This window comes from Klebsiella pneumoniae subsp. pneumoniae HS11286 (genome assembly GCF_000240185.1).
Lineage (GTDB): Bacteria > Pseudomonadota > Gammaproteobacteria > Enterobacterales > Enterobacteriaceae > Klebsiella > Klebsiella pneumoniae.
In genome coordinates this window covers 3,685,125-3,710,278 of the sequence record NC_016845.1, presented here as the reverse complement: position 1 = coordinate 3,710,278, position 25,154 = coordinate 3,685,125, and the positions used below count along the sequence as shown (strand labels likewise).

The window sequence follows — 25,154 nt, the reverse complement described above, 5'->3', positions numbered from 1 at the left end:
AAGGGAGAAAAAGGATGAAAACCCTACAGTATTCATTCGCACAGATTGAAGCCTTCGCGACGATTGCTGAGACCGGCAGCCTGTCGCAGGCGGCCATTCGTTTAGCTAAAGACCGGACCACGCTGCGCGATCTGCTGGACTATCTGGAAGATGCGCTGGGCTACCGGCTGTTCAGCCGTGAAGGACGTAGCCTGACGCTAACCGCCGAGGGCGAGCAGCTGTTTCGCCAGGCGCATCTGCTGTTGCGTCAGGCGCAGGCTTTCGAGTCTTTTGCGCAAACGCTGCCGCAAACCGCCGGGCAGGCGCTGCGTCTGGTGTACGATCCCTTCGTGCCGCGTGAATTTCTCTGTGCGCTGGCCGATAACCTGGCCCGACGGCAGATCCGCCTGAGCTGCTGGAGCGCCTCGCGTCGCGAAGCCGAGCAGGCGCTGAGCGATGGCGTGGCGGAGATGGCGATTTGTCAGGCTAACAACCGCACGCTGGGGAGCGAAATGGAGTGGCGGGCGCTCGGCACCGTGGATCTGCGTTTCTACGCGGCGGACAGCCTGTTCCACGACGCTCCGCGGCCGCTGACGCTATTGAATCTTTCGTTGACGCCGCAGTTAGTGATGCACCGGCGCAGTGACGATCAAATCGCCCGCCGGCTGCAGATTTCCGGCCATACGCTGTATATGAATGAAATTACCCTGTTGCGCCATGCGCTGGAGCAGGGGAGGGGCTGGGGGTTTTTACCGGACCATTTGCGGCCAGGCGAGTGGCAGGGAGTCAGTGAAATCGCGACGGAGGTCGGCAGTCAGGGGCTGAACGTCACTATGGTGATGCTCTGGCTGCCCGGAATGAATAAGCATCGGATGCTTAGCGACATCGTGCACGAGGCGCCGGAGCTTTGGCAGCGCAGATAACAAAACGCCCCGGAGCCTGAGACCCCGGGGCGCTTGCCATACAACTTGCTATCGGCGATTACGCGCGAACGAAGTCGATGTGAGTCAGTTTCGGCTTGAACGCGTGGCGCTGAACAGCCTGAACTTTGACTTTTTCTTCTTTGCCATCAACAACGACGGTCAGAACTTCGCTGTAAAACTCAGCTTTGTCCTGCATGTTCCATACTTTGTCGTGGTCCAGTTCGATAGCAACCGGAGCAGCTTCGCCACCGTAGATGATTGCCGGGAACTTGTTAGCTGCGCGCAGGCGGCGGCTCGCACCCTTACCCTGCTCTTTACGTACTTCTGCGTTGATAGTAAACATTGACGTCTCTCTATATATAAAGCCTGCTACAGGCGACCCAGCAACAGGCGGATTATCTGCTTTGCGAATGCAAAAGCGGGCGGCATTATAGCCGCCAAACGACACCCGGGCAATCAAAACCTCAGCTTTCCGGTAATTAACGCAGCTCGTTGGCGCGACGAAAACGCCCCTGATAATCGAACACTTTTTCCCGCACCTGCCAGTACTGCCCCTTCATGCGGGCGACGACAAAGTCCGGATGGCGCAGCAGCGCCTGCTGGGTCACGATATCCGCCGGCGTTATCCAGCGCAGCGGCACCCCGGGGGTGCGGGTATGCGGGCGAATAAACAGTTGTTCGAAGGCGGTGCGCTGGGCGGGGGTCTGCAGACGGAAGCGCTCACTGACATCCGCCCCGTCTTCATCGTAGTAGGTGATTTTCAGCCACGGGCCCTTCTCGTCGCCGCCGTGCTGCAGGGCCATGCCGCTGCAGCGCAGCACCAGCGCGTCCTTCAGCTTCAGCGCCGCCTTCAGCATATCGTCCGGGTCAACCAGTATAGTGTCGCACTCCCGGCAGCGGCGGGCGGCGATGTCGTTTTCCGCATTACACTGCGGGCAGTTTTTAAAGCGAAAGCGGAAGTCGCACTGTTCGCGGTGGCCGTCGTCATCTTCGAACCACCCCTGGCAGCGGCGGCCAAAGTGTTCAATCAAGGTGCCGTCGGCGGTGGTTTTGCCCCAGAAGGTATTGGCGAAGCCGCAGGCCGGGCAGAAGACCTGCACCGGCACGTTGTCGCTTTTGCCCTTCGGCGTCCCCACTTCCGGGGCATACAGGTCATGCGGATTGCCGGCGTAGTCGAGGATCAGACAGTCGGTTTTCCCCGGCGCCAGGCGCAGACCGCGGCCAACGATCTGTTGGTAAAGACTCACCGACTCGGTGGGGCGGAGGATGGCGATCAGGTCGACGTGCGGGGCGTCGAAGCCGGTGGTCAGCACCGCGACGTTCACCAGATAGCGATACGCCTGCGCTTTAAAGGCCTCGATGATGCGATCCCGCTCCGGCCCAGGCGTTTCGCCGGTGATCAGCGCCGCCTGGCCTACCGGCAGCAGGCCGGTCACTTCCCGGGCGTGTTCCACGGTGGCGGCAAAGATCATCACCCCTTTGCGGTTTTCGGCGAACTCCACGATCTGGCTGACAATATGCGGCGTGATACGCTGTTGTTTTTTCAGCTCATGGTTAAGATCGGCTTCGCTGAACAGGCCGTTGCTTTGCGCCTGCAGGCGACTGAAATCGTACTGCACCACCGGCATATCGAGGCGCTCCGGCGGCGTCAGATAGCCGTGTTTAATCATATAGCGCAGCGGTAGCTCATAGATGCAGTCGCGGAACAGGGCCTTTTCATCGCCGCGCACCATCCCATGATAATGGAACTGATAGATCCAGCCCTTGCCAAGGCGGAACGGCGTGGCCGTCAGGCCGAGCAGCCGGATCTGCGGATTGACCTGCCGCAGGTGACCGATGATCTGCTGATACTGGCTGTCGTCATCATCGCTGATGCGGTGGCATTCATCGACGATGAGTAGCGAAAATTCGCTGCGAAACTGGTCGAGATTGCGCGCCACCGACTGCACGCTGCCGAACACCACTTTGCCGTGGCTCTCTTTTCGCTGCAGGCCGGCGGCGAAGATATCCGCCTCGAGGCCAAGGGCGCAGTATTTGGCATGGTTCTGCGCCACCAGCTCTTTGACATGGGCCAGCACCAGCACGCGGCCGCGCGCCAGCCTGGCAAGCTCGGCGATCACCAGACTTTTGCCCGCGCCGGTGGGCAGGACAATCGCCGCCGGCTCGGTATGGCGACGGAACCAGGCGAGGGTGGCATCGACGGCTTCTTGTTGGTAAGGACGTAATGTAAAAGTCATGAATTCACGGGGCTAATTAACTGGCGAATAGTATGCCATGAATCTTTTCCCTTGAGTGGTGTTAAGAGCCCGTTATACTAGCCGGTGAAATTCTTCTTTTTCGGGCGATTTGCCCGCTCCAGCACTATGACAGGCTAAAAAAATCTCATGCGACTTGATAAGTTTATCGCTCAGCAGCTGGGCGTCAGCCGGGCTATTGCCGGGCGTGAAATTCGCGGCAGCCGCGTTACCGTGGACGGCGACATTGTGAAAGATGCCTCTTTTAAGCTCCAGCCGGAGCACGAGGTGGAGTATGACGGAAATACGCTGACCCAGCAGAATGGCCCGCGTTATTTTATGCTCAACAAGCCGCAAGGGTACGTCTGTTCCACCGACGATCCCGATCATCCGACTATCCTTTATTTCCTCGACGAGCCGGTGGCGCATAAGCTGCACGCCGCCGGACGGCTGGATATCGACACCACCGGGCTGGTGCTGATGACCGATGACGGCCAGTGGTCGCATCGCATTACCTCGCCGCGCCACCACTGTGAAAAAACCTATCTGGTGGCGCTGGAAAGCCCGCTGGCGGAAGGGACCGCGGAGCTGTTCGCCAAAGGCGTCCAGCTGCATAACGAAAAAGATCTCACCAAACCGGCGTTGCTGGAAGTTATCACTCCGACCGAAGTGCGCCTCACCATCAGCGAAGGCCGCTACCATCAGGTGAAACGCATGTTCGCCGCCGTGGGCAACCACGTGGTTGGCCTGCATCGGGAACGCATCGGCGACATCCTGCTGGATGAATCGCTGGCGCCGGGTGAATATCGTCCGCTGACGGAAGCGGAAATCGCCAGCGTGGGCGCCCCGCAGCCACGGAGTAAAACGTGACGCTGAAGCAGAATTCTTCACTGGGGATTGTGTTTATCCTTGGCCTGCTGGCCATGCTGATGCCGCTGTCTATTGATATGTATCTTCCGGCCCTGCCGGTGATTGCCGCCCAGTATAACGTCCCGGACGGCAGCGCGCAGATGACGCTCAGCACCTATATCCTCGGCTTTGCGCTGGGTCAGCTGCTGTACGGCCCGATGGCGGACAGCCTTGGCCGCAAGCCGGTGATCCTCGGCGGGACGCTGGTCTTCGCGGCGGCGGCGGTAGCCTGCGCCCTGTCGCAAACCGTCGATATGCTGATTGTCATGCGTTTCTTCCACGGTCTGGCAGCCGCGGCGGCCAGCGTGGTGATTAACGCCCTGATGCGCGACATCTATCCGAAAGATGAGTTTTCGCGCATGATGTCGTTTGTCATGCTGGTCACGACCATTGCGCCGCTGGTGGCGCCGATGGTCGGCGGGGCGGTGTTGGTCTGGTTCAGCTGGCATGCCATCTTTTGGATCCTCGCCCTGGTGGCCCTGCTGGCCTCGCTGATGATCGGCCTGTTTATCCGCGAAACGCTGCCGGCTGAAAGGCGTCAGCCGTTCCATCTGCGCACCACGCTGGGTAACTTTGCCACTCTGTTCCGCCACAAGCGGGTACTGAGCTATATGCTGGCGAGCGGCTTTAGCTTCGCGGGCATGTTCTCTTTCCTTAGCGCCGGTCCCTTTGTCTACATCAATATAAACCACGTCGCGCCTCAGCACTTTGGCTACTATTTTGCGCTGAACATCGTTTTTCTGTTTCTGATGACCATGTTCAACAGCCGGTTTGTGCGGCGGGTAGGGGCGTTGCGTATGTTCCGCGCCGGGCTGTGGATCCAGTTTGCCATGGCGGTGTGGATGGTGGTCTGCGCGCTGCTGGATGTCGGCTTCTGGTCACTGGTGATCGGCGTAGCGGCCTTTGTCGGCTGCGTATCCATGGTGTCGTCTAACGCCATGGCGGTGATCCTCGATGAGTTTCCGCATATGGCGGGCACTGCTTCGTCGCTGGCGGGGACTTTCCGTTTCGGTATCGGGGCGATTATCGGCGCGCTGCTGTCGATGGCGACGTTTACCACCGCCTGGCCGATGCTGATCTCTATTGCCTTCTGCGCAACCTGCTCTATTTTCTTCTCGCTTTACGCATCCCGGCGGCGAAAAATCGCACGCTAGGTCACATTTTCAGGGGCGAAATCGCCCCTTTCTTGATGCATGTCAACCGCAATGGGCTTCAGGGTTCTGCGATTTGTTTCCTTTATGTAAAATCAATTAGTGTAAAAAGTCGCATTGTTGCGATAAAAAAGTTGTTTTGGATCACAGAAACGGGTACATATAGCGCCAATCGGCTCGCCGGGTATAAAAAATAAAGCGCTGGATTATAAGCGCTTAACCCTGGTCCGCCGCCGCTGTAAACGTTTTCTGCCTCAAGGCAGGACTATTTGTCAACAGTGTGTTAATATTGATGTAAATTTATTGTGAAGCCTTTTGCTTCCGGGGAAACCAAGTGAATACACAACAACTCTCTATCGTACACCGTCTGCCGCAGAGCTATCGCTGGCTGGCCGGTTTTGCGGGTTCCAGAGTTGAACCGATTCCGCAAAACGGCGCGCAGAACGAGAACAGTCTCGTTGCCCTGAAATTGCTGAGCCCGGACGGTGAGAAAGCCTGGCCGGTGATGCATAAGCTCAGCCAGGCGTTAAGCGACATCGAAGTCGACTGTTCCGTGCTGGAGTGCGAAGGTGAACCCTGCCTGTTCGTTAACCTGCAGGATGAGTTTGCCGCCACCTGTCGTCTGAAAAACTTTGGCGTGGCCATCGCCGAGCCCTTCTCCGGCAATAACCCTTTCTGACCGTCAGCTTAGCGCCAGCAGCTGGCGGGTATACTCATGCCGGGGTGCGCTGAAGACGGACTTGCACTCGCCCTGTTCGACCACCTCTCCCTGACGCAGCACCATTACCTGGTGACACAGCGCCCGCACCACGCCTAAATCATGGCTGATAAAAATATAGGCCAGCTGATGCTTTCGCTGTAAGGCTTTCAGCAGGTTCAGGATCTGCGCCTGAACGGTTTTGTCCAGCGATGAGGTCGGTTCATCGAGGACGATCAGCTGCGGTTTGACGATCAACGCTCTGGCGATGGCGATACGCTGTCGCTGGCCACCGGAGAACGCCGCCGGATAGCGCTGGCGGCTGGCCGGGTCGAGGCCGACCTCCTGCATGGCAAGGATCACCGCCTGTTCGCGTTCGGCCGCCGTCAGCGTCGGCTGGTGGACGCGCAAGCCTTCCTCAATGATCTGCTGCGCCGTGAGGCGCGGATTGAGCGACGAGTTCGGATCCTGAAAAACCACCTGCATCTGTCGGCGCAGCGGTAGCAGCTGTCGGCGGTTACGCCCCTGAATCGGCTGGCCGGCGAAGGTTATCTTGCCCCCGGACGGGATCAGGCGCAGCAGGGCCAGGCCGGTGGTACTTTTACCGGAACCCGATTCCCCCACCAGGCCCAGCGTCTCGCCGGCGCGCAGCTGAAAGCTAAGGCTGTTGACCACCCGATGATGATCGACCACCCGACGCAGGATCCCTTTGCTAACGGGAAACGCCACCTTTAAATCGTCCGCCTGCAGCAGCACCGGGGCATCGGCGGCCAGCGGCACAGGTTCCCCGTCCGGCTCGCTATCCAGCAGGCGTTGGGTGTAGGGATGCGCTGGCGCGCTGAACAGCGCCCGACAGTCATTGTGTTCCACGCAGCGGCCGTTCTGCATTACCGCCACCCGGTCAGCCAGCTGGCGGACGATGCTCAGGTTATGAGTGATAAACAGCAGCCCCATGTTCAGCTCCTGCTTCAGCTCGCGCAGCAGTTGCAGAATTTGCGCCTGCACCGATACGTCCAGGGCGGTAGTCGGCTCGTCAGCGATCAGCAGCTCCGGGCGAGTTAGCAGCGCCATGGCGATCATCACCCGCTGGCGCTCGCCGCCGGAGAGCTGATGCGGATAGTCCGCCAGCCGCCGCGGCGCCTGACGGATCCCGACGCGCTCCAGGCAGTCGAGGATCTCCCCGCGCGCCGCCTGTTTGCGCATTCCCCGGTGTAACGACAGCACCTCGTAGAGCTGTTTTTCCAGGGTGTGCAGGGGATTGAGCGATACCATCGGCTCCTGAAAGATCATCGCGATCCGGTTGCCGCGCACGCCGCGCATGGTCGCCTCATCCGCATGCAGCAGCGACTGGCCATGAAAACGGATGTCACCGCTGGGGTAGCTGGCCGGCGGGGTAGGGAGCAGCCGCAGCACCGACAGGGCGGAGATGCTCTTACCGGAGCCGGATTCGCCCACCAGGGCCAGCGTTTCGCCGACCGCCACCTCGAGCGACAGATTATGCACCACGGTCTGCGTCTCGCCCTGCTGGCGAAAGGCAATAGAGAGATTGTCGATAGCTAATAGCGGGTGGGTCATATTACACCGCCTTACTCGGGTCAAAGGCGTCGCGAACCGCTTCACCGATAAAAATCAGTAGCGTCAGCAGCACGGCGACGGAGAGAAACGCGGCAATGCCCAGCCAGGGCGCCTGCAGGTTGTTTTTGCCCTGCAGCAGCAGCTCGCCGAGGGAGGGGGAGCCGAGCGGCAGGCCGAAGCCGAGAAAATCCAGCGACGTCAGGGTGGTAATGGAGCTGCACAGGATAAAGGGCAGAAAGGTGAGGGTCGCCACCATCGCGTTGGGCAACATATGCCGCAGGATGATCTGCCGGTCGCTAACCCCTAACGCCTGCGCCGCCCGAACATAGTCGTAGTTGCGGGTGCGGAGAAATTCCGCGCGCACCACGCCCACCAGCGTCATCCAGCCAAAGAGAACGGTGATTGCCAGCAGCCACCAGAAGCCCGGCTGCACGACGCTGGAGAGCAGGATGATCAGGAACAGCGTTGGCATGCCGGACCAGACTTCGATAAAGCGCTGTCCCCACAGGTCGATTTTACCGCCGTAGTAACCCTGTATCGCTCCGGCCAGCACCCCCAGCACGCTGGAGAACAGCGTCAGCAGCAGACCGAAGAGCACCGAGATGCGTGTCCCATAGAGGATCCGCGCCAGCACATCGCCGCCGTTGGCGTCGGTGCCGAGCCAGTTGCTGGCTGAGGGCGGCGATGGAAAGGGAACCGTGCTGGCAAAATTAATTGTCGTCGCGCCGAAGCGTACTGGCGGCCATAGCGCCCAGCCGTGAGTCGCCAGCTGCTGCTGCAGCCAGGGATCCTGATAGTCGGCGGCGGTGGCGAACGCGCCGCCGAAGGTTTGCTCGGTGTAGTTTTTTAACACCGGGACGTACAGCTGGCCCCGGTACTGCACCAGCAGCGGGCGATCGTTGGCCAGCAGCTCGGCGCCCAGGCTGCAAAGAAAGAGAATTAAAAACAGCCACAGCGACCAGTAGCCGCGACGGTTGTGGCGAAAGCGCGCCCAGCGGGCCTGATTAACGGGACTGAAGAAAGACATTAGCGGCCCTCAAAATCAATGCGCGGGTCGACCAGCGTATAGCTGATATCGCTGACGATATTCAGCAGCAGGCCAATCAGAGTGAAAATATAGAGCGTGCCAAACATCACCGGATAGTCGCGGGAGACCGTCGCTTCATAGCCCAGCAGACCCAGGCCGTTTAGCGAGAACATCACTTCGATCAGCAACGAGCCGGTAAAGAACATACTGATAAAGGTGGCCGGGAAGCCGGCGATCACCAGCAGCATGGCGTTACGGAACACGTGTCCCCAGAGGATCTGTTTCTCACCAACGCCTTTGGCGCGGGCGGTGACCACATACTGTTTGCGGATCTCGTCGAGGAAGCTGTTTTTGGTCAGCATAGTCAGCGCGGCAAAGCCGCCAATTACCGTCGCCAGCACCGGCAGGGTGATGTGCCACAGGTAGTCGAGGATCTTCTGATACCAGGGGAGGGTGTCGAAATTTGGCGAGACCAGACCGCGCAGCGGGAAGAGGTCGAAATAGCTGCCGCCGGCAAAAATCACGATCAGCAGGATGGCGAACAGAAAGGCAGGGATCGCATAGCCAATGATAATCAGCGTACTGCTCCAGATATCAAAGCGGCTGCCGTTGCTGACCGCTTTGCGGATGCCCAGCGGAATGGAGACCAGATAGATAATCAGCGTGCTCCACAGCCCGAGGCTCACCGAGACCGGCAGGCTGTCTTTAATCAGCTGCAGCACGGACGCGCTGCGAAACAGGCTGTCGCCGAAATCAAAGCGCAGATAATCGCTCAGCATCATCAGATAGCGTTCGTGCAGCGGTTTATCGAAGCCGTAGCGGTGGGTGATCTCGGCGATGACTTCCGGGTCGAGGCCGCGCCCACCGCGATAGTGACCCTCGCTGATATTGCCTGCGCCGGTGCGGGCATGGCTGGCGCCCATCCCGCCGTCGCCAGCCCCCGGCATCCCGCCGCGCTGATTAAACTCGATGGCGGCGATGGCCTGATCGACCGGGCCGCCAGGCGCGATCTGGACAATAAAAAAGTTAATGGTGATGATGGCCCACAGGGTGGGGATGACTAACAGCAAACGGCGGATCAGGTAGCTGCCCATGGGATGTCCTTAGCGTCTGTCCGCAGGGAGGGTGGCCGCTTTGTTCACGTCGTACCACCAGGTATCGAGGCCGGACGAATAGATGGGGCGGGTCGCGGGGAAAGAGAACTTATTCCACCACGCGGTGCGGTCCTGCGCCATATACCACATCGGCAACATGTAGTTATTCCAGGTCAGCACACGATCCAGCGCCCGACCGAGAGGGATCAGTTTCTGCTTATTGCCCTGCCACTGCAGGATCTGCGCAATCAGCTTATCCACTACCGGGCTTTGCACCCCCGGCGCGTTGTAGCTGGAGTGAATATAGTCGGACGCCCAGGAGATTTGCAGGTCGGTCCCCGGCCAGGGCATGGCGCGCCACAGGCTTGGCATCATGTCGTAATCCCGGCTGCGGCGGCGGTTGCTGTACTGCGAATTATCAACCTGACGAATATCCATGACGATCCCCAGACGCTGCAGGTTGTGCTGAAACGGCAGCACCCAGCGGTCATTGCCTCCGGCCGGCAGCAGTAGCTCAAAGCGCAGCGGCTTGCCGGTGGCGGCGTTGACCCGGCGCTGGTTCTTCACCGTCCAGCCCGCCGCATTGAGCAGGGCGTCGGCTTTGAGTAAGTTGGCGCGATCGAAGCCATCGCCGCGGGAGACCGGCGGCTGGTAAACCTGGCTGAAGAGCTCCGGAGGCAGTTCGTTTTTCATCGGCGTCAGCAGGGCCAGCTCGGCTGCGTCAGGCAGGCTGCGGGCGGCATATTCGGTGTTCTGGAAATAGCTGTTGGCGCGCTGATAGGCGCTGTAAAACAGCGCCTTGTTCATCCATTCGAAATCGAACGCCAGGGTAATGGCCTGCCGCACCCGGCGATCGGCAAAAATCGGGCGCTGAATATTGAACGCCAGCCACTGGGTATCCTGCGCCGAGGTATTGGTATGCTCATCTTTAATGATGTAGCCGCGGCTGAAGTTGCGACCGACGTAGCGGGTAGCCCAGTTTTTGGCGACGGTCTCTTCCCGGCGATCGACGGCTCCCGCTTTAAAGGCTTCGAAAGCGACATTGTCGTCGAGATAATAGTCATAGCGCAGCGTATCGAAATTCCAGCGACCGCGGTTGACCGGCAGGTCGGCCGCCCAGTAGTCGGCGACGCGGGAATAGATAATATATTGCCCCATTCGCCAGGCGCTGATGCGGTATGGCCCGCTGGCCAGCGGCGGCTTCGACAGCGGGTCGCTGAGTTTGTGCTGGCGCCAGAACGCCTCGGGCATCACCGGCAGGCTCAGCAGACTCAGCATGTTCTCTTTGCCGGGCTGGCCGAGGTCAATACGCACGGTCAACGGCGCGATGGCCTTCACGGTGGTGCCTTTATAAAACAGGCGAAACTGCGGCACCCCTTCGGTCATAAACTTGTTGAAGGTAAACGCCACATCGCGGGCGGTGATCGGCGTGCCGTCATGGAAGCGGGCGTGCGGGTTGAGCGCGATCTCCATCCAGGAATAGTCCTCGGCATAGCGCGCCCGCTCGGCAATCAGCGGGTAGTAGCTGCCGGGCTCATCATCCGAGGTGGTGAACAGGGTATCGTAGAGCGCCTCCGTGCGTACCGCGGGGTTGCCGCGCAGCGCATAACGGTTGAAGTTATCAAAGGTGCCGATCGCCGCCAGGGTGAGGGTGCCGCCTTTCGGCGCCCTGGGATTGACGTAATCAAAATGACTGAAACCGGCGGCGTATTTCGGTTCACCGATAATCGCGAAGGCTACGCTTTCCTGAATGGTTTGCGCCTTAGCGTCCAGGCTAAACAGAGCCAGCAGAATCAGAAAGAGGCGCGCATACATAGGCGGCAGAATACCCTGTCATGGCCGGCCCCCATGGCCGACATCCGTTCCCGCATCATAAGTGAGACTTAGCGCGTTGTGAAATAGTTCGCGGGTTCATCGTGCGCAGCCACCAGCCCGGCCAGCGACAGCGGTCGGCTGATCCAGTACCCCTGCAGGAAATGAACGCCCTGGCCGCGAAGCCACTCCGCCTGTTCCTGGGTCTCCACCCCTTCGGCGACGGTCATTAATTTCAGCCGGCGGCTGAGGGTCAGTACCGCATCCAGCACCGGCGAGGTTACTGTTTCAGTACCAATCGCCTGCACAAAACCGCGATCGATCTTCAGATAATCGAAGTTATAGCGTTCGAGATAGATCAGCGCGCTATGCCCGGTGCCGAAATCATCAATCGCGATTTCGAATCCCTGGCGGTGGAGCCAGGCGAAGTTAGCCATCGATTTTTCTTTATCAATCATCGCCCGCTCGGTTACCTCCAGCACCACGTGAAAGTGGTCGGCTGGCAGCGCGGCGGCGAAGCGCAGCATATCGTCGCGGAAGCTGTCGGCCTGCAGATGGGCAGGGGAAATATTCAGCCCCAGCTTCACGCCGCGCGGCAGAATACGCTTCAACACCGCAGCGTCGCTGGCGATCAGCGCGAGCAGGTGATGGGTTAGCGGCACGATCATCTGCTGGGTTTCGGCCAGGTTAATAAAAACGTCGGGCGGAATTTCACCAACCACCGGATGGCGCCAGCGCATTAGGACCTCCACGCCGCTGATACGTAGAGTCTGAGCATTAACCACCGGCTGATAAACGATGTAGAACTGGTTATTTTTGATCCCCAGCAGAATGGATTTTCGCGGATCCGATTTGATCGTCAGCACGTAATAGCAGAGCAGCCCCGCCAGCAGGCCGCAGACGACCCCGAGCAGCAGAGCAAACTGCGTATTTTCCGCCAGCCAGCTGTTGGCATACAGGTAGACCTTCAGCGGTAAGCCCTCGATCTGTGCCTGGCGGATCGGCGCGTTATGCAGCGTTTGCGGATCCACCAGCCGATTACTGAAGGTGGAGATAGCGGTGTGATCGATGGCCAGCGCAATGCCGCTGAAATCGTTTTGCCGCGCGGAATAGAGGATATACGGTGTGAGATTAGCGTTAATCGACACGAAAATGCCGCTGTTTTGATCGCCGGGTTTACCTACCCACAGCGCCAGCGCCGCGCTCTTCGGCATCATCGGCGTGCCTGGTAAAATTGCCATAGCAACGGGTTTGCTGATATCGATGGCCGGGATCAGCTGGCTGAGGGGCGTATTCATGGCTCCCGTAGCCGATGAGCAAAAGGCGATGCCGTTTTTGACCAGCAGGAAAGCGCGGACGTTGGGGCTGAACGCGGCGTGGGAGGTAAGCCCGGAGTCAATATTCTCGCAGGGCTGGTCCACCAGCGGCTGCAGGCCGTCAATGGTCTGGCGCAGGTCGTGAAAATAGCTTTTCAGATAGGTATTAACATTGTTGATAATGGCGTCGAAACGCTCGGCCCGGTTATGGTAGATCACCATAAACTGAATGCTCCCGGCCAACAGCGCGACGATGATCCCCACGCTCAGGCTGGTTAACCAGGTTTTACGCTGGGGCGAAAAGTAGCGAGTAAGCATAGCCAGATTCTTTCCGTGTTATTGAAGCGCATCAACGGAGTGTCGGTCGTCGTTTTTCTCATTCCCACTTAAAAGACATAGCTTATTTTGCGACGTTGAGAACCAGGTGGCAAAAAAAAACACTGCCTGGGGCAGTGTTTTTTATCCCGCAGCCAGCCAAGGGATAACCGGCGGCGGTGGAGGACAGTTTACGAGCGGCTCAGGACTCGACGCGCTTCATTGTAGCGCTTTTTCCAGTATGGCTCATCCATGCTGGAGATAGTCACCCCGCTGCTGGTGGAGGCGTGAACAAACTGGTTGTTGCCGAGGTAGATCCCGACATGGCGGCCGGTAGAGCCGGCGCGAAACAGAACCAGATCGCCTGTACGCAGTTGGGCACGAGAAATCGATTTTCCGGTTTCCTGCTGTTCAGAAGTTGAACGCGGCAGTTCCAGACCAAATTGTTCGCGGAAGGTGCGCTGCACAAACGCTGAGCAGTCGATACCCTTGCGGGTGCTGCCGCCGAGGCGGTAACGCACGCCTTTCCAGCTGGCATACTGATCCATTAAACGGGACTTTACGTCCAGGTTACGGACCATCGTTTCAAATTCATCCTGAGAGGCTTGCAGTGATGATAAATCGCCACTACCCACAGCATGCGTCTCAGAATGCATATTCCTGGCGGTACTTGTTGAACTACACGCGGAAAGCAGAACCGCTACTGCAATCGCGGGGGCTACCCGCAAGATATATCTCAAAATCGGCTGAGATTTGACCATGCTGTTTATTTTCCCTTGTTGTCCTTAACGACAATGTCGTTATAAAAAATGCCAAACGTGTTAGAGCCTAAATACCCATCCGCAATGAGACAATTCCTTAAGCTTAAATTTGTGCAGTCACGCACAATTTTATTCATGCCCTGAATTAATGCTGCGGAAAAGGCAAAACGAGAACGAGATTACCCTATCAAACGCCGCATGGCGAGCGGTTTTGCGCGATTTCTTATAAGTATTTTGGTGACAAAAAGTGAATCATCGGGAAAGGCCAAAATTACGGCAATATCGGGCAAAAAACAGACAATTCCTTCATTTGTCACGGGATTAATGTGACAAGAAGATGAACGTCATGTTGAAAAAAAGGGAAAATGTAAAAAGGGACCCAAAAGGTCCCCTTATAGTTAATGACTCTGGCGGCTGCCGGAGACATTATTTGGCCGATATTCTGCTGGGTAAGTAGCGATCGAAAAAGGCGATCAATTTATCGCTCAGCGGGGTCATCAATACCCAGGGCGCGCCGATCAGCACGGCGGTCAGGGAGCCGACGGCAATATCGCTAAACCAGTGGGCGCCAATCATTACCCGCGGGAAAGCAAAGACCACAAAGATAATCAGCGCGACGCCCAGCGCGCGACGGCCAAAATAGCGCCACATAAAGCTGGCGAAGATCAGCAGCATCATCCCATGATCGCCAGGGAAGCTGTCCTTCGACGCATCCTTAGTGGGGAAGTTAACGACGTCGCTGACGCGGGTAATATCGCTAAAAAACAGAGATGGGCTGGCGCGCTGTACCGGCATCAGGTGTTGTGCGAGCTGGTTGATGATCACCGCCGCCAGCAGCATCACCAGGCCCATGATGGCGATCTGACGACGGCCTGCAGTCGGCGCCTTTAGCCAATAGCTCAGCATCAGGCAGCCCATCGCCAGCAGCGAACAGGCGTCGAAGGCGCGATTGTTGATGATCGCCAGCAGCCAGGCATAAGCATGGCTGACGCTGACGCCATGGTTAAAGAAATGGAAGATCGCGGAGTCGACCGGCAACCACGCGCCATGGTTGGCTGGCAGATACCAGGAGCAAAATAGCGCTACACCCGCGATGTTAAGCAGCAGGATTAAAGGAATTCGGTTTTTCATCATAGCCATTGCGATTTTGTGACAGTCGGCGGCAACCTTAGCCGCCTTAACTTAAACGAAGCCTCAACAACGAGGTCTGGAGTGCGTTCCAGTCGGCTTCATTCGCGGAAATAAGCTCGATCCGACTATCGGGCGGAGCGACGCTGAGGGTCTCGATATGGAGATCCTCCCCCTGACGGTTGATTCGTACCGCCCCCTCGGCAATGCGCATCACGCCTTTAACGCGCCCCACTGGCGCCAGCCTGGCCCATTCGAGCAGGCCGATGGTGTCAAAGACCGTCTCCGCGTCGAAGATCCAGCCGCAGCCCTGAAAGCCCTGGCCATTGTTGAGATGGCGGCGCCAGCGCTGGTGTTCCGCCAGGCTGAGCGCGGCGAGGCCGGAAGTGGGGGGATGGCGGTGGGCGTGCTCCGCGCTCGCCGGCAGCGGGGCGGTGTTCCGTCGTGGCTCATCGAGCAGGGTCAGATCGATATTGCCCTGGATTGCCGACACCTTGCGACGCTCGCCGCCCCAGCGCTGCCACCAGTCGGCCAGCGCCCGGGCGCTTTCGGGGGTTTCCCGATCATTTTTATTAGCCACAATGATGTCCGCCGCGGCCAGCTGATCGCGGAAGTTGTCGTTGCTGACGGCTCTTTCATCCAGCAGCTGGCGGGGATCGAGGATGCACAGCGTGGCGCGCAGATCGATCCAGGGCTCATACACCGCCGCGGTGAGGATATCGAGGATCTGCTTTGGGTGGCCCAAACCGGTGGGTTCGATCAGCAGGCGATCGGGTTTGCCCTGGCGCAGCAGGGTGTTCAGCCCAACCTGCATCGGCAGGCCATTGACGCAGCACATGCAGCCGCCGGGGATCTCTTTGAGCAGGGCGCCGCTGTCGGCCAGCAGCGCGCCGTCTATCCCGACTTCGCCAAACTCGTTAACCAGTACGGCCCATTTTTCATCCGCAGGCTTCTGCGCCAGCAGATGAAGAATCGAGGTCGTCTTACCGCTGCCGAGAAAGCCGGTGATCAAATTGGTTCTGGTCACTCTTTTCTCCAGGATAAATGTAATGTTGTAACAGTTACGCCTATCCTGACGAAAAAAGGGGGAAAAGAGAAGTCCTGAGGCGGACAGAAGAGAATTCTGTCCGCATAAGCGCAAATATTGTTAAGAATTCAGTGCGCGGGCGACGGCCTCGCGGGCGCCGTGCGTCGCCAGCTGTTGCCAGGCGGCGCGGATCCCGGCGACAAACTGGGCGTTGTGCGGCAGGTCGCGGCCAAATATTTCCTCCAGCCCCAGCAGGGCGTCGACGCGCTGCTGCTCATCGCTCTGGGCCACCCGCAGCCGGATCTTGTCGACCAGCGGATCGCGCACGTCGATCGTCTGACCGGCGTCGTCCGTGCCGCTGACGTAGCGCATCCAGCCGGCCACGCCGAGAGCCAGCAGCGGCCAACGGCTGTCGCGCGCCAGATGTACGCGGATGCCATCGAGCATGCGCTGGGGCAGCTTCTGGCTACCGTCCATGGCGATTTGCCAGGTGCGGTGTTTGAGCGCCGGATTGCTGAAGCGGGCGATGAGACTGTCGGCATAGGCCAGCAGATCAACGCCGGTAATGGTCAGCGTCGGAGCCTGTTCGTCAAGCATCAGCTGGCGGGCGGCGCGGCGGAAGACGTCATCCCGCATGCAGTCGCTAATGTGCGCATGCCCTGCCAGATAGCCAAGCCAGGCGAGGAAAGAGTGGCTGCCGTTGAGCATCCGCAGCTTCATTTGCTCCCAGGGCAACACGTCATCGGTCATCTGCACGCCCGCCGTCTCCCAGGCGGGTCGCCCGGCGACAAAGTGATCTTCGACCACCCACTGAATGAAGGGTTCGCAACTGATGGCGCAGGGATCGTCGACCCCCAGCACGGCGGCGATTTCCGCCAGCGACTCCGGTGTGGCCGCGGGAACAATGCGATCCACCATGGTGCCCGGGAAGCTGACGTTGTCGGCGATCCAGTCCGCCAGCGCCGGGCTGCGTTTTTCCGCCATGCCGAGGACGGCATTTTTTACCACGTGACCGTTGTCGGGGATATTATCGCAGGAGAGCACGGTAAAGGGCGGAAGGCCTCGTTCCCGGCGGCGGGCCAGCGCTTCAACTAGAATACCGGGAGCCGACTGCGGCAGCGTCGGATTCTCCAGATCGTGAATAATGCGCGGATGCGTCGGATCCAGTTTCCCGGTCGCCGGATCGATGCAGTAGCCTTTTTCCGTAATGGTCAGCGAGACAATCGCTACCTGCGGCTCGCAAAATTTTTCGATAATCGCCGCCAGCGAATCGAGCCTGGCGTTCAGACATTCGTGCACCGCGCCGATCACAATGGGCTGGTTGCCGTCGGCGCCTTTTTCCAGCACGGTAAACAGATGGTCCTGTTCGCGAAGTTGGCTCATCAGCGTGTCGCCGCTGAACAGACTGATTTCACAGATCCCCCAGTCGCCGCCGACGTTATTCAGCACGCGATCGGTGAGCAGCGCCTGGTGCGCGCGGTGAAACGCGCCAAAGCCGAAATGGACAATACGCGAGCGGAGTTGGCTGCGATCGTATTGAGGGTATTGCACGTTCTTCGGTAGCGTAGCGGTTGCAATTGTTGTCATTCTTCCCACACCTGTTTAACTGCTTATTAACAATGCCAGTCTAAAGTTATATGACAGGAAGTTAAATTGGTAAGCCGAAATTATCCGCTGACTGTGAGCTGGATCAATCAATAGGCCAGCACTGTTTGCAGCCAGGTGAGAAACATGTATGGTAGTCGTCATGAGTGTCGCCATTATTGGTATAACAACTTTTGTGAGGGCATAGCGATGGAGCAAACCTGGCGGTGGTATGGGCCGAACGATCCGGTATCGCTTGATGATGTACGGCAGGCGGGGGCGACCGGCGTCGTCACTGCGCTGCACCATATTGCAAACGGTCAGGTATGGCCGGTCGACGAGATTAAAGCGCGTCAGGCGCTGTTAGCGGCAAAAGGGTTGACCTGGTCGGTCGTCGAAAGCATTCCCGTCCACGAGGATATTAAAACCCACAGCGGGCAGTATGCGACCTGGATTGCCAACTATCAGCAGAGCATCCGCAACCTCGCGGCCTGCGGCATCGATACCGTGTGCTACAACTTTATGCCGATCCTCGACTGGACGCGCACCGATCTGGAATATGAGCTGCCGGACGGCTCCCGGGCGCTGCGTTTCGATCAGATCGCTTTCGCCGCCTTTGAGCTGCATATCCTTAAACGCCCGGGAGCGGAAGCGGATTACAGTGAAGAAGAGCAGCGTCAGGCTGAGGTCTATTTCAAGGCGATGAGCGAAGCAGATATCGATAAACTGACCCGCAATATCATCGCCGGCCTGCCGGGAGCGGAAGAGGGCTACACCCTTGACCAGTTCCGCGCGCGTCTGGCGGAGTACGACCACATTGATAAAGCGCAGCTGCGTGAAAATATGGCCTATTTCCTGCGCGCCATCGTGCCGGTATGCGAAGAGGTAGGGATCCGCCTGGCTGTGCATCCGGACGATCCGCCGCGGCCGATCCTTGGCCTGCCGCGTATCGTGTCGACCATCGAAGATATGCAGTGGCTGAAGGAGACGGTGGACAGCATTAATAATGGCTTCACCATGTGTACCGGATCGTATGGCGTTCGCGCCGATAACGATCTGGTGAAGATGGTGGAGACCTTTGGCGATCGCATCCATTTTACCCATCTGCGCTCTACCTGCCGTGAAGCAAACCCGAAAACCTTCCACGAGGCGGCGCACCTTAGCGGCGACGTCAATATGGTGGCGGTGGTGGATGCTATCCTGCGTGAAGAGCAGCGGCGTAAACAGGCCGGCGATCTGCGCCCGATCCCATTTCGTCCGGATCATGGTCATCAGATGCTCGACGATCTGCGCAAGAAAACCAACCCAGGCTATTCGGCGATTGGCCGTCTCAAGGGGATGGCGGAAGTGCGCGGCGTCGAGCTGGCGCTGAAAATGACCAAATACCCTGAACTGCTGTAATCGCGGCAATGGGGATAATAAAAAGGACAGCCAGCGCTGTCCTTTTTTACTGTCGAAGCGTTACCGATGATTAATCCGCGCGGCCCATATAGCGGCACTCTTCGATATGAATGCGGATTTTCTCACCGGTGGTCAGGTATTCCGGCACCTGAATCACCAGGCCGGTGCTCATGGTGGCTGGCTTGGTGCGGGAGCTGGCGGACGCACCTTTAATACCCGGCGCGGTTTCGATAATTTCCAGGTCAACGGTCTGCGGCAGCTCCAGCGCCAGCAGCTGGCCGTCCCAGGTCAGCACCTGCATGTCCGGCATCCCACCTTCCGGAATAAACTGCAGCTCTTCTTCAATCTGCTCTTTGGTAAAGGTGTAAGGGGTATAGTCTTCTTTATCCATGAACACGTATTCGTTGCCATCGACGTAGGAGAAGTCGACGAAACGGCGGGTCAGGGTGACGGTATCGACGATATCGTCGCCTTTGAAGCGCTCTTCTACTTTCAGGCCGGTGCGCACATCGGAGAAGCGCATTTTATACAGTGTCGCAGCACCGCGGGCGCTGGGTGACTGAATATCAATATTTTTCACAATCAGCAGCTTGCCGTTGTAATTCAGCACCATACCTTTTTTAATTTCATTCGCTCTTGGCATTGCAGTAATCCTGTCACTTAACGAGTCAAAAATATCGCGTAAAACTACTCGCGCCCGGGCGTTCAGGCAAGCGGATTTCGCGAGTTTTGCTATCTTCTGGCAAAACGTTTAGGCTGTGGCGCAAAATGAGCGTTTGGGAGTCGGGTTGTGGAATGTCGTACTGATTGTGGCGCATGTTGCATCGCCCCCTCTATATCATCGCCGATCCCCGGCATGCCGCAGGGCAAGCCGGCTAATGTCAGGTGTGTTCAATTATCTAATGACAACCTATGTAACATTTTCGGTTCGGAACTGCGACCAAAAGTGTGCGGCAATCTTCAACCTTCGCCAGATATGTGTTCGACGGATCGTGACGCCGCTATAACTTACCTGCTTCACCTGGAGTCCAGCACGGCACCATAGGTATTTGTAGAACATTGCTTGTAAGTATATAACCTATGGTGGTGTTTATTTTGTTTTATATCAACAGGATAGGTGGATCCTCTGAGAGGATAGCTATCACGCAGCCATTTAATCTACCAACACGTCTTCCAGGTTTTGTTGTTGAAATCTATCAGTGGCATCGACATTGAGGTCTGGCTTCAACTGCTCAATATCAAATTGAACACGAAAGCCTGTTTTCTCTGCAATATAGTCACTAAACATATTTGTACCATCAATATCCCGTCCTCTGCAGACTCGCGCTCGGGAGGAAGGGGGATAAATATCGACTTGATGAGGATAATGTTATCTGAGCGTGACAGCAGTAGGCAGTGTGAATTTTTGTATTGCTTACAAATTGTCAATCTACAGCTGAAAGTATAACGTATACACCAGTAATCAAGTGATAGGTGTTGTGATATGGATATTAATGAGTTCCCTCCGGGAGTTATCGAACATCTCGGTTGGTATGTATATCGACTGATTGATCCACGAGATGGAAGCACTTTTTACGTGGGTAAGGGAAAAGGCAATCGCGTTTTTGCTCACATGCGCGGCGAAGTGGCAGCCGCTGATGATGATGAACTGCTCAGTAATAAACTCAAGCAACTTCGTGAGATTAGATTAGCTGGTCTGGAGGTCATCCATGTAATCCATCGGCATGGTATTGCCGATGAAAAGACTGCTTATGAGGTGGAGGCTGCTCTAATCGATGCCTACCCAGGTTTGACCAATATCATGAACGGTGCTGGCAGTAACGAGTATGGCGCTGCACATATTAAAGAATTAATTGCAACGTACCAGCCTGAGACAGTGGAGTTTAAGCACAAAGCGCTGATGATATCTGTTAACAGAAGTTCAAAGGATGTTGATCTCTATGACGCAGTACGCTTCAGTTGGCGTGTAAGCCTCGAACGTGCAAGCAAAGCTGAAGTTATCCTGGCTACAGTAAAAGGAATTGTCAGAGGGGTATATGTTGCTGATGAGTGGTTAAAATCTACCCGTGACAACTTTCCTGAAATGCGCCAATGGGATGAAGATGATGAGTTTGAAGCTACTCAAAGTTCACGCTTTGGTTTTCGAGGTCGCGCGGCATCTCCTGAAATTACACAGCTCTATCTTGGTAAGAAGATCCCTGATGACCTCAGAAAGAAAGGGTCAATGTCTCCTGTGAAGTATTCACCAAATTTTGATTCCTGAACGCTAATATTTCAGTATAACTGCTTAAAGGGCGATCCGGCGTTGAATATGGGTCGCCTCCAAAACATCGAATAACTTATTGTATTTTAGATACATTTGTTTTATCTCCCGGCATTTTTTTGAGCCCCGGACCAAATAATGGTGCTGTCGATATTACTCTGGTGTCATATTGTTCAGTTATTAATGCGGAAATCCAAAATTATATTAAGATCAATAAGTTAATCATAAAGGGCAACTGCACTATAGCACTGACGACACGGATGCCTGCGCATGGCTGAAACATCTGCAGGCCGAGCTGGCTGCATTGACTCTATCATGATCATTAATCTGCATTGCCCGGCTCTGGCCGGGCAATGTGCTTACACGTCTCTTATCCGCCACAGGCAGGCCTGAGTGACAACGCCCATGACCAGCGCAATCCAGAACACCGCGTGATAGCTCCAGATCTCCGCCACTACCCCCGCCAGTGAACCGGCGATGATCCAGCCGACGCGGGTAGTATTGGTATAGAGGGTGGTGGCCGCGCCCGCCTGCCCCGGCATCAGGTCCTGGAAATAGAGCATGCCGATCCCGGCGAGGATCCCGATATAGATGGCGTTCAGCACCTGCATCGCCAGCAGCAGCGCTGGCGTATGCACCGTCAGCATGCCGACGTAAAACAGCACCCCGGCCACTGCAGAAAGACGCATCAGAAAGCGTTTGCCGAAACGCCGGGCGTAGTAACCGGCAATCAGCATGGTCGGAATTTCCAGTCCGGCGGCGGTGCCCATCATCAGCCCCGCCAGCTTCTCCGGCAGATGCAGCTCGTTAATGATAAACAGCGGCATGTTAATGATGTACAGGCTGTTAGTACCCCACATCAGGGTGCAGATGCTGAACAGCAGCAGCGCATCGCGGCGGTGCGTGCGCGGAGCTTCCAGCCGGCCGGTCGCTACCGGGTTTTCTTTGCGCATGCTGGGCAAGAATAGCCAGACCATGATCCCGCAGACGATAAACGCCGCCGCGGCGCTGAGATACATCGCGGTAAAACCAAACCCCATCGCCAGGGCGTAGGCCAGCGGGGGACCAATCACCCATGCCAGGGAGACCTGGGCACGTAAAATGGAGCTGAACATCACCGCTTCGCGGCCGGTCCTGTCGGCATGCTCACGCGCGAGGGCAAACATCTGCGGGTTGGCGGTCGATCCAAAGCTGCTGAGAAAAACGCCGATGAACAGCAAAATGAAATAGTTGCGGTTCCAGGCAAAGAGTACGCAGGCCAGCACCCCCAGCAGACAGCAGACGACAATCAGCTGCTTGCGATCGCCCTGACGGTCGGAGCGGCCGGCGAGGAACTGACTGACCAGAATGCCAATAACCGCGCTGCCGGTAAAAAAGAAACCGACCATCGCCGGGCGGACGTGCACTTCGTTGGTCAGAAACAGGCTCAGGGTCGGGGTTTGCAGCGCCCCGGCAATGCCCGTCAGAAAGGCGACGATTAAGAAGGCGGAAGAGGTGACATCGAACCCGCGTCGGGGGAGAGCGGCGCTACGGTTTTCCATGGGTTTGGTTTTCTGTAGTTTCAGGAGACGGCGCGGAGTTTACGCCTGCTGGCTAAAAATAAACAGTAGTATGGCACGAATAATTAAAAAGGCGTTTCAAAATATAGGGTTCAGCAAAAAGCTGACGTTCGAGGCGGTCGATAGCTAAGGCTTCAGCAAAAGTGTGCAGTACCTCTAAGTTCTGCGATCAAGTCGCTGACGTACCTTGCGCGTTGAGCAAGAAAGGTACAAAATTCTTGAAACGTTTCAGCGTCATTCGGCAATCCGTTCCCCGTCAGATGGCGCCTTTTTTCTCAGGTTAGCTGAAACGATTCAATTCAGCAGGAGAGGAGAACCATGTTCCAGTTATCTGTGCAGGATATTCATCCCGGCCAGCAGGCCGGTAATAAAGAAGAGGCCATCCGGCAGGTCGCCGCCGCGCTGGTCAGCGCCGGCAACGTGGCCGATGGCTACGTGAACGGCATGCTGGCGCGCGAGCAGCAGACCTCGACCTTCCTCGGCAACGGGATCGCGATCCCGCACGGCACGACGGATACGCGTGACCAGGTGCTGAAGACCGGCGTTCAGGTGTTTCAGTTCCCGCAGGGCGTCACCTGGGGTGAAGGGCAGACCGCCTATGTGGCGATCGGGATTGCCGCCAGCTCAGATGAACACCTCGGCCTGCTGCGTCAGCTGACCCACGTGCTGAGCGATGACGCGGTCGCCGCGCAGCTGCAGTCCGCCACCACCGCGGAAGAGCTGCGTGCGCTGCTGATGGGAGAGAAGCAGAGCGAAGCGCTGAAGCTGGATAACGAGACCCTCAGTCTCGACGTCGCGGCCAGCGATCTGCTGACCCTGCAGGCGCTGAACGCGGCGCGTCTGAAAGAAGTTGGCGCTGTCGATGCCGCCTTCGTTAGCCACGTCATTAACGATACGCCGCTGAACCTCGGTCAGGGCGTCTGGCTGAACGACAGTGCGGAAGGCAATTTGCGCAGCGCCGTGGCGGTCAGCCGCGCGGCTAACGCCTTTACCCGCGACGAGCAGCCGGTTTCCCTGCTGGTCACGGTGGCGATGGCCGACGAGCAGCCGACCGCAGTGCTGAACCGTCTGAGCAAGCTGCTGCTGGACAAGAAAGCTGAACATTTGCTGAAAGCCGACGCCGCCACCGTGCTGGCGCTGCTGACCAGCGACGACGCCATTGCCGAAGATGTGCTGAGCGCCGAATTCGTGGTGCGCAATGAACACGGCCTGCATGCCCGTCCGGGCACCATGCTGGTCAACACCATTAAACAATTTTCCAGCGACATCACCGTTACCAATCTCGACGGTTCCGGCAAGCCGGCTAACGGTCGCAGCCTGATGAAGGTTGTGGCGCTGGGTGTGAAAAAAGGTCACCGTCTGCGTTTTACCGCGCAGGGTGAGGATGCGCAACAAGCGCTGGATGCGATTGGCGAAGCGATCGCCGCAGGCCTTGGGGAGGGCGCATAAATGAGCAGACGTGTAGCAACGATTACGTTAAACCCGGCATACGACCTGGTGGGATTCACCCCGGAGATTGAACGCGGTGAAGTGAACCTGGTGCGCACCACCGGCCTGCACGCCGCCGGGAAAGGCATTAATGTGGCGAAAGTGCTGAAAGATCTCGGCATTGACGTCACCGTCGGCGGCTTCCTGGGTAAAGACAACCAGGACGGCTTTCAGCAGCTGTTCAGCGAGCTGGGGATCGCCAACCGTTTCCAGGTGGTGCAGGGCCGGACCCGTATCAACGTTAAGCTGACGGAAAAAGATGGCGAAGTGACCGATTTCAACTTCTCCGGCTTTGAAGTCACCCCGGGCGACTGGGAACGCTTCGTCAACGACTCCCTGAGCTGGCTCGGGCAGTTCGATATGGTCTGCGTCAGCGGCAGCCTGCCGTCCGGCGTTAGCCCGGAAGCCTTCACCGACTGGATGACCCGTCTGCGCAGTCAGTGCCCATGCATCATTTTCGACAGCAGCCGCGAAGCGTTGGTTGCCGGACTAAAAGCGGCGCCGTGGCTGGTGAAACCGAACCGTCGCGAACTGGAAATCTGGGCTGGCCGCAAGCTGCCGGAGATGAAAGATGTTATCGACGCCGCCCATGCGCTGCGCGAGCAGGGTATCGCCCACGTGGTGATCTCCCTGGGCGAAGAGGGCGCGCTGTGGGTCAACGCCTCTGGGGAGTGGATTGCTAAACCACCTTCAGTGGAAGTAGTCAGTACCGTTGGCGCCGGCGATTCGATGGTCGGCGGCCTGATTTACGGCCTGCTGATGCGTGAATCCAGCGAGCATACCCTGCGCCTGGCGACCGCCGTCGCTGCCCTGGCCGTCAGCCAGAGCAATGTAGGAATTACCGACCGTACCCAGTTGGCCGCGATGATGGCGCGCGTCGACTTACAACCCTTTAATTGACAGCAGGAGAG

General features: G+C 57.6%; 22 protein-coding genes. 8 read left to right on the top strand and 14 right to left on the bottom strand.

What is annotated here, in order from left to right:
- Positions 1-14 precede the first annotated feature (14 nt).
- Positions 15-902, top strand: coding sequence for a LysR family transcriptional regulator (locus KPHS_36850; protein YP_005227985.1), 888 nt, complete (start codon positions 15-17; stop codon positions 900-902).
- A 58-nt stretch (positions 903-960) separates the two neighbouring features.
- On the opposite strand, the gene KPHS_36840 is transcribed toward KPHS_36850, so the two are convergent.
- Positions 961-1,245, bottom strand: coding sequence for a ribosomal 5S rRNA E-loop binding protein Ctc/L25/TL5 (locus KPHS_36840; RefSeq protein ID YP_005227984.1), 285 nt, complete (start codon positions 1,243-1,245; stop codon positions 961-963).
- A gap of 136 nt (positions 1,246-1,381) precedes the next feature.
- Positions 1,382-3,139 (bottom strand): putative ATP-dependent helicase, encoded by a 1,758-nt coding sequence (locus KPHS_36830; RefSeq protein YP_005227983.1) that lies wholly within the window; start codon positions 3,137-3,139, stop codon positions 1,382-1,384.
- A 147-nt stretch (positions 3,140-3,286) separates the two neighbouring features.
- Between KPHS_36830 and KPHS_36820 the strand changes: the two genes are divergently transcribed.
- From KPHS_36820 to KPHS_36800, 3 genes are all read left to right on the top strand, one after another.
- Positions 3,287-4,006, top strand: a complete 720-nt coding sequence (locus tag KPHS_36820) for a 16S rRNA pseudouridylate synthase A (RefSeq protein YP_005227982.1) — start codon at positions 3,287-3,289, stop codon at positions 4,004-4,006.
- Positions 4,003-5,199, top strand: a complete 1,197-nt coding sequence (locus tag KPHS_36810; protein ID YP_005227981.1) for a bicyclomycin/multidrug efflux system protein — start codon at positions 4,003-4,005, stop codon at positions 5,197-5,199. Before KPHS_36820 ends, KPHS_36810 begins: the two co-directional genes overlap by 4 nt.
- A 331-nt stretch (positions 5,200-5,530) precedes the next feature.
- Positions 5,531-5,875 carry a hypothetical protein gene (locus KPHS_36800; RefSeq protein YP_005227980.1) on the top strand — a complete coding sequence of 115 codons (345 nt, stop codon included), beginning with the start codon at positions 5,531-5,533 and terminating at the stop codon, positions 5,873-5,875.
- 3 nt (positions 5,876-5,878) lie between these two features.
- On the opposite strand, the gene KPHS_36790 is transcribed toward KPHS_36800, so the two are convergent.
- From KPHS_36790 to KPHS_36710, 9 genes are all read right to left on the bottom strand, one after another.
- Positions 5,879-7,468, bottom strand: a complete 1,590-nt coding sequence (locus KPHS_36790) for an ATPase (protein ID YP_005227979.1) — start codon at positions 7,466-7,468, stop codon at positions 5,879-5,881.
- Between the two features lies 1 nt (position 7,469).
- Positions 7,470-8,495 (bottom strand): oligopeptide ABC transporter membrane protein, encoded by a 1,026-nt coding sequence (locus KPHS_36780; protein ID YP_005227978.1) that lies wholly within the window; start codon positions 8,493-8,495, stop codon positions 7,470-7,472.
- Complete coding sequence (locus KPHS_36770; RefSeq protein ID YP_005227977.1) at positions 8,495-9,589, bottom strand: putative binding-protein-dependent transporter; 1,095 nt, start codon at positions 9,587-9,589, stop codon at positions 8,495-8,497. The genes KPHS_36780 and KPHS_36770 overlap by 1 nt, the downstream gene beginning before the upstream one ends.
- Before the next feature lie 9 nt (positions 9,590-9,598).
- Positions 9,599-11,404, bottom strand: coding sequence for an oligopeptide ABC transporter substrate-binding protein (locus tag KPHS_36760; protein ID YP_005227976.1), 1,806 nt, complete (start codon positions 11,402-11,404; stop codon positions 9,599-9,601).
- A gap of 68 nt (positions 11,405-11,472) precedes the next feature.
- Positions 11,473-13,035: a putative membrane protein involved in resistance to lambda and N4 phages gene (locus KPHS_36750; protein YP_005227975.1), complete on the bottom strand. Its 1,563-nt coding sequence runs from the start codon at positions 13,033-13,035 to the stop codon at positions 11,473-11,475.
- A 188-nt stretch (positions 13,036-13,223) separates the two neighbouring features.
- Positions 13,224-13,613, bottom strand: coding sequence for a putative lipoprotein (locus KPHS_36740; protein YP_005227974.1), 390 nt, complete (start codon positions 13,611-13,613; stop codon positions 13,224-13,226).
- A gap of 606 nt (positions 13,614-14,219) precedes the next feature.
- Positions 14,220-14,933 carry a putative permease gene (locus KPHS_36730; RefSeq protein ID YP_005227973.1) on the bottom strand — a complete coding sequence of 238 codons (714 nt, stop codon included), beginning with the start codon at positions 14,931-14,933 and terminating at the stop codon, positions 14,220-14,222.
- Between the two features lie 37 nt (positions 14,934-14,970).
- Entirely contained in the window at positions 14,971-15,948 is a 978-nt protein-coding gene (locus KPHS_36720; RefSeq protein ID YP_005227972.1) for a GTP-binding protein, read from the bottom strand.
- 120 nt (positions 15,949-16,068) lie between these two features.
- Positions 16,069-17,535 carry a putative mannitol dehydrogenase gene (locus tag KPHS_36710; protein ID YP_005227971.1) on the bottom strand — a complete coding sequence of 489 codons (1,467 nt, stop codon included), beginning with the start codon at positions 17,533-17,535 and terminating at the stop codon, positions 16,069-16,071.
- Positions 17,536-17,742: 207 nt separating this feature from the next.
- Here KPHS_36710 and KPHS_36700 point away from each other — a divergent pair, with 207 nt between their 5' ends.
- Positions 17,743-18,933 carry a mannonate dehydratase gene (locus tag KPHS_36700; protein ID YP_005227970.1) on the top strand — a complete coding sequence of 397 codons (1,191 nt, stop codon included), beginning with the start codon at positions 17,743-17,745 and terminating at the stop codon, positions 18,931-18,933.
- A 70-nt stretch (positions 18,934-19,003) separates the two neighbouring features.
- Here KPHS_36700 and KPHS_36690 read toward each other — a convergent pair whose 3' ends face one another.
- A complete protein-coding gene (locus KPHS_36690) occupies positions 19,004-19,576 on the bottom strand; it encodes an elongation factor P-like protein YeiP (protein YP_005227969.1) in 573 nt (190 codons plus the stop codon).
- Positions 19,577-20,086: 510 nt separating this feature from the next.
- On the bottom strand, positions 20,087-20,221 hold the full coding sequence (locus KPHS_36680; protein ID YP_005227968.1) for a hypothetical protein: 135 nt from the start codon (positions 20,219-20,221) through the stop codon (positions 20,087-20,089).
- A gap of 288 nt (positions 20,222-20,509) precedes the next feature.
- Between KPHS_36680 and KPHS_36670 the strand changes: the two genes are divergently transcribed.
- Entirely contained in the window at positions 20,510-21,196 is a 687-nt protein-coding gene (locus KPHS_36670; RefSeq protein YP_005227967.1) for a hypothetical protein, read from the top strand.
- 359 nt (positions 21,197-21,555) lie between these two features.
- Here KPHS_36670 and KPHS_36660 read toward each other — a convergent pair whose 3' ends face one another.
- On the bottom strand, positions 21,556-22,737 hold the full coding sequence (locus tag KPHS_36660; protein ID YP_005227966.1) for a putative transport: 1,182 nt from the start codon (positions 22,735-22,737) through the stop codon (positions 21,556-21,558).
- Positions 22,738-23,073: 336 nt separating this feature from the next.
- Between KPHS_36660 and KPHS_36650 the strand changes: the two genes are divergently transcribed.
- Complete coding sequence (locus KPHS_36650; protein ID YP_005227965.1) at positions 23,074-24,204, top strand: bifunctional fructose-specific PTS IIA/HPr protein; 1,131 nt, start codon at positions 23,074-23,076, stop codon at positions 24,202-24,204.
- Positions 24,205-25,143 (top strand): 1-phosphofructokinase, encoded by a 939-nt coding sequence (locus KPHS_36640; protein YP_005227964.1) that lies wholly within the window; start codon positions 24,205-24,207, stop codon positions 25,141-25,143.
- The last annotated feature ends 11 nt before the right edge of the window (positions 25,144-25,154 follow it).

Bases quoted from the DNA above. Each gene is read 5' to 3' on its own strand.
- KPHS_36850 (YP_005227985.1), top strand. From the start codon at position 15: ATGAAAACCCTACAGTATTCATTCGCACAGATTGAAGCCTTCGCGACG.
- KPHS_36840 (YP_005227984.1), bottom strand. From the start codon at position 1,245: ATGTTTACTATCAACGCAGAAGTACGTAAAGAGCAGGGTAAGGGTGCG.
- KPHS_36830 (YP_005227983.1), bottom strand. From the start codon at position 3,139: ATGACTTTTACATTACGTCCTTACCAACAAGAAGCCGTCGATGCCACC.
- KPHS_36820 (YP_005227982.1), top strand. From the start codon at position 3,287: ATGCGACTTGATAAGTTTATCGCTCAGCAGCTGGGCGTCAGCCGGGCT.
- KPHS_36790 (YP_005227979.1), bottom strand. From the start codon at position 7,468: ATGACCCACCCGCTATTAGCTATCGACAATCTCTCTATTGCCTTTCGC.
- KPHS_36780 (YP_005227978.1), bottom strand. From the start codon at position 8,495: ATGTCTTTCTTCAGTCCCGTTAATCAGGCCCGCTGGGCGCGCTTTCGC.
- KPHS_36770 (YP_005227977.1), bottom strand. From the start codon at position 9,589: ATGGGCAGCTACCTGATCCGCCGTTTGCTGTTAGTCATCCCCACCCTG.
- KPHS_36760 (YP_005227976.1), bottom strand. From the start codon at position 11,404: ATGTATGCGCGCCTCTTTCTGATTCTGCTGGCTCTGTTTAGCCTGGAC.
- KPHS_36750 (YP_005227975.1), bottom strand. From the start codon at position 13,035: ATGCTTACTCGCTACTTTTCGCCCCAGCGTAAAACCTGGTTAACCAGC.
- KPHS_36740 (YP_005227974.1), bottom strand. From the start codon at position 13,613: ATGGTCCGTAACCTGGACGTAAAGTCCCGTTTAATGGATCAGTATGCC.
- KPHS_36730 (YP_005227973.1), bottom strand. From the start codon at position 14,933: ATGGCTATGATGAAAAACCGAATTCCTTTAATCCTGCTGCTTAACATC.
- KPHS_36710 (YP_005227971.1), bottom strand. From the start codon at position 17,535: ATGACAACAATTGCAACCGCTACGCTACCGAAGAACGTGCAATACCCT.
- KPHS_36700 (YP_005227970.1), top strand. From the start codon at position 17,743: ATGGAGCAAACCTGGCGGTGGTATGGGCCGAACGATCCGGTATCGCTT.
- KPHS_36690 (YP_005227969.1), bottom strand. From the start codon at position 19,576: ATGCCAAGAGCGAATGAAATTAAAAAAGGTATGGTGCTGAATTACAAC.
- KPHS_36680 (YP_005227968.1), bottom strand. From the start codon at position 20,221: ATGTTTAGTGACTATATTGCAGAGAAAACAGGCTTTCGTGTTCAATTT.
- KPHS_36660 (YP_005227966.1), bottom strand. From the start codon at position 22,737: ATGGAAAACCGTAGCGCCGCTCTCCCCCGACGCGGGTTCGATGTCACC.
- KPHS_36650 (YP_005227965.1), top strand. From the start codon at position 23,074: ATGTTCCAGTTATCTGTGCAGGATATTCATCCCGGCCAGCAGGCCGGT.
- KPHS_36640 (YP_005227964.1), top strand. From the start codon at position 24,205: ATGAGCAGACGTGTAGCAACGATTACGTTAAACCCGGCATACGACCTG.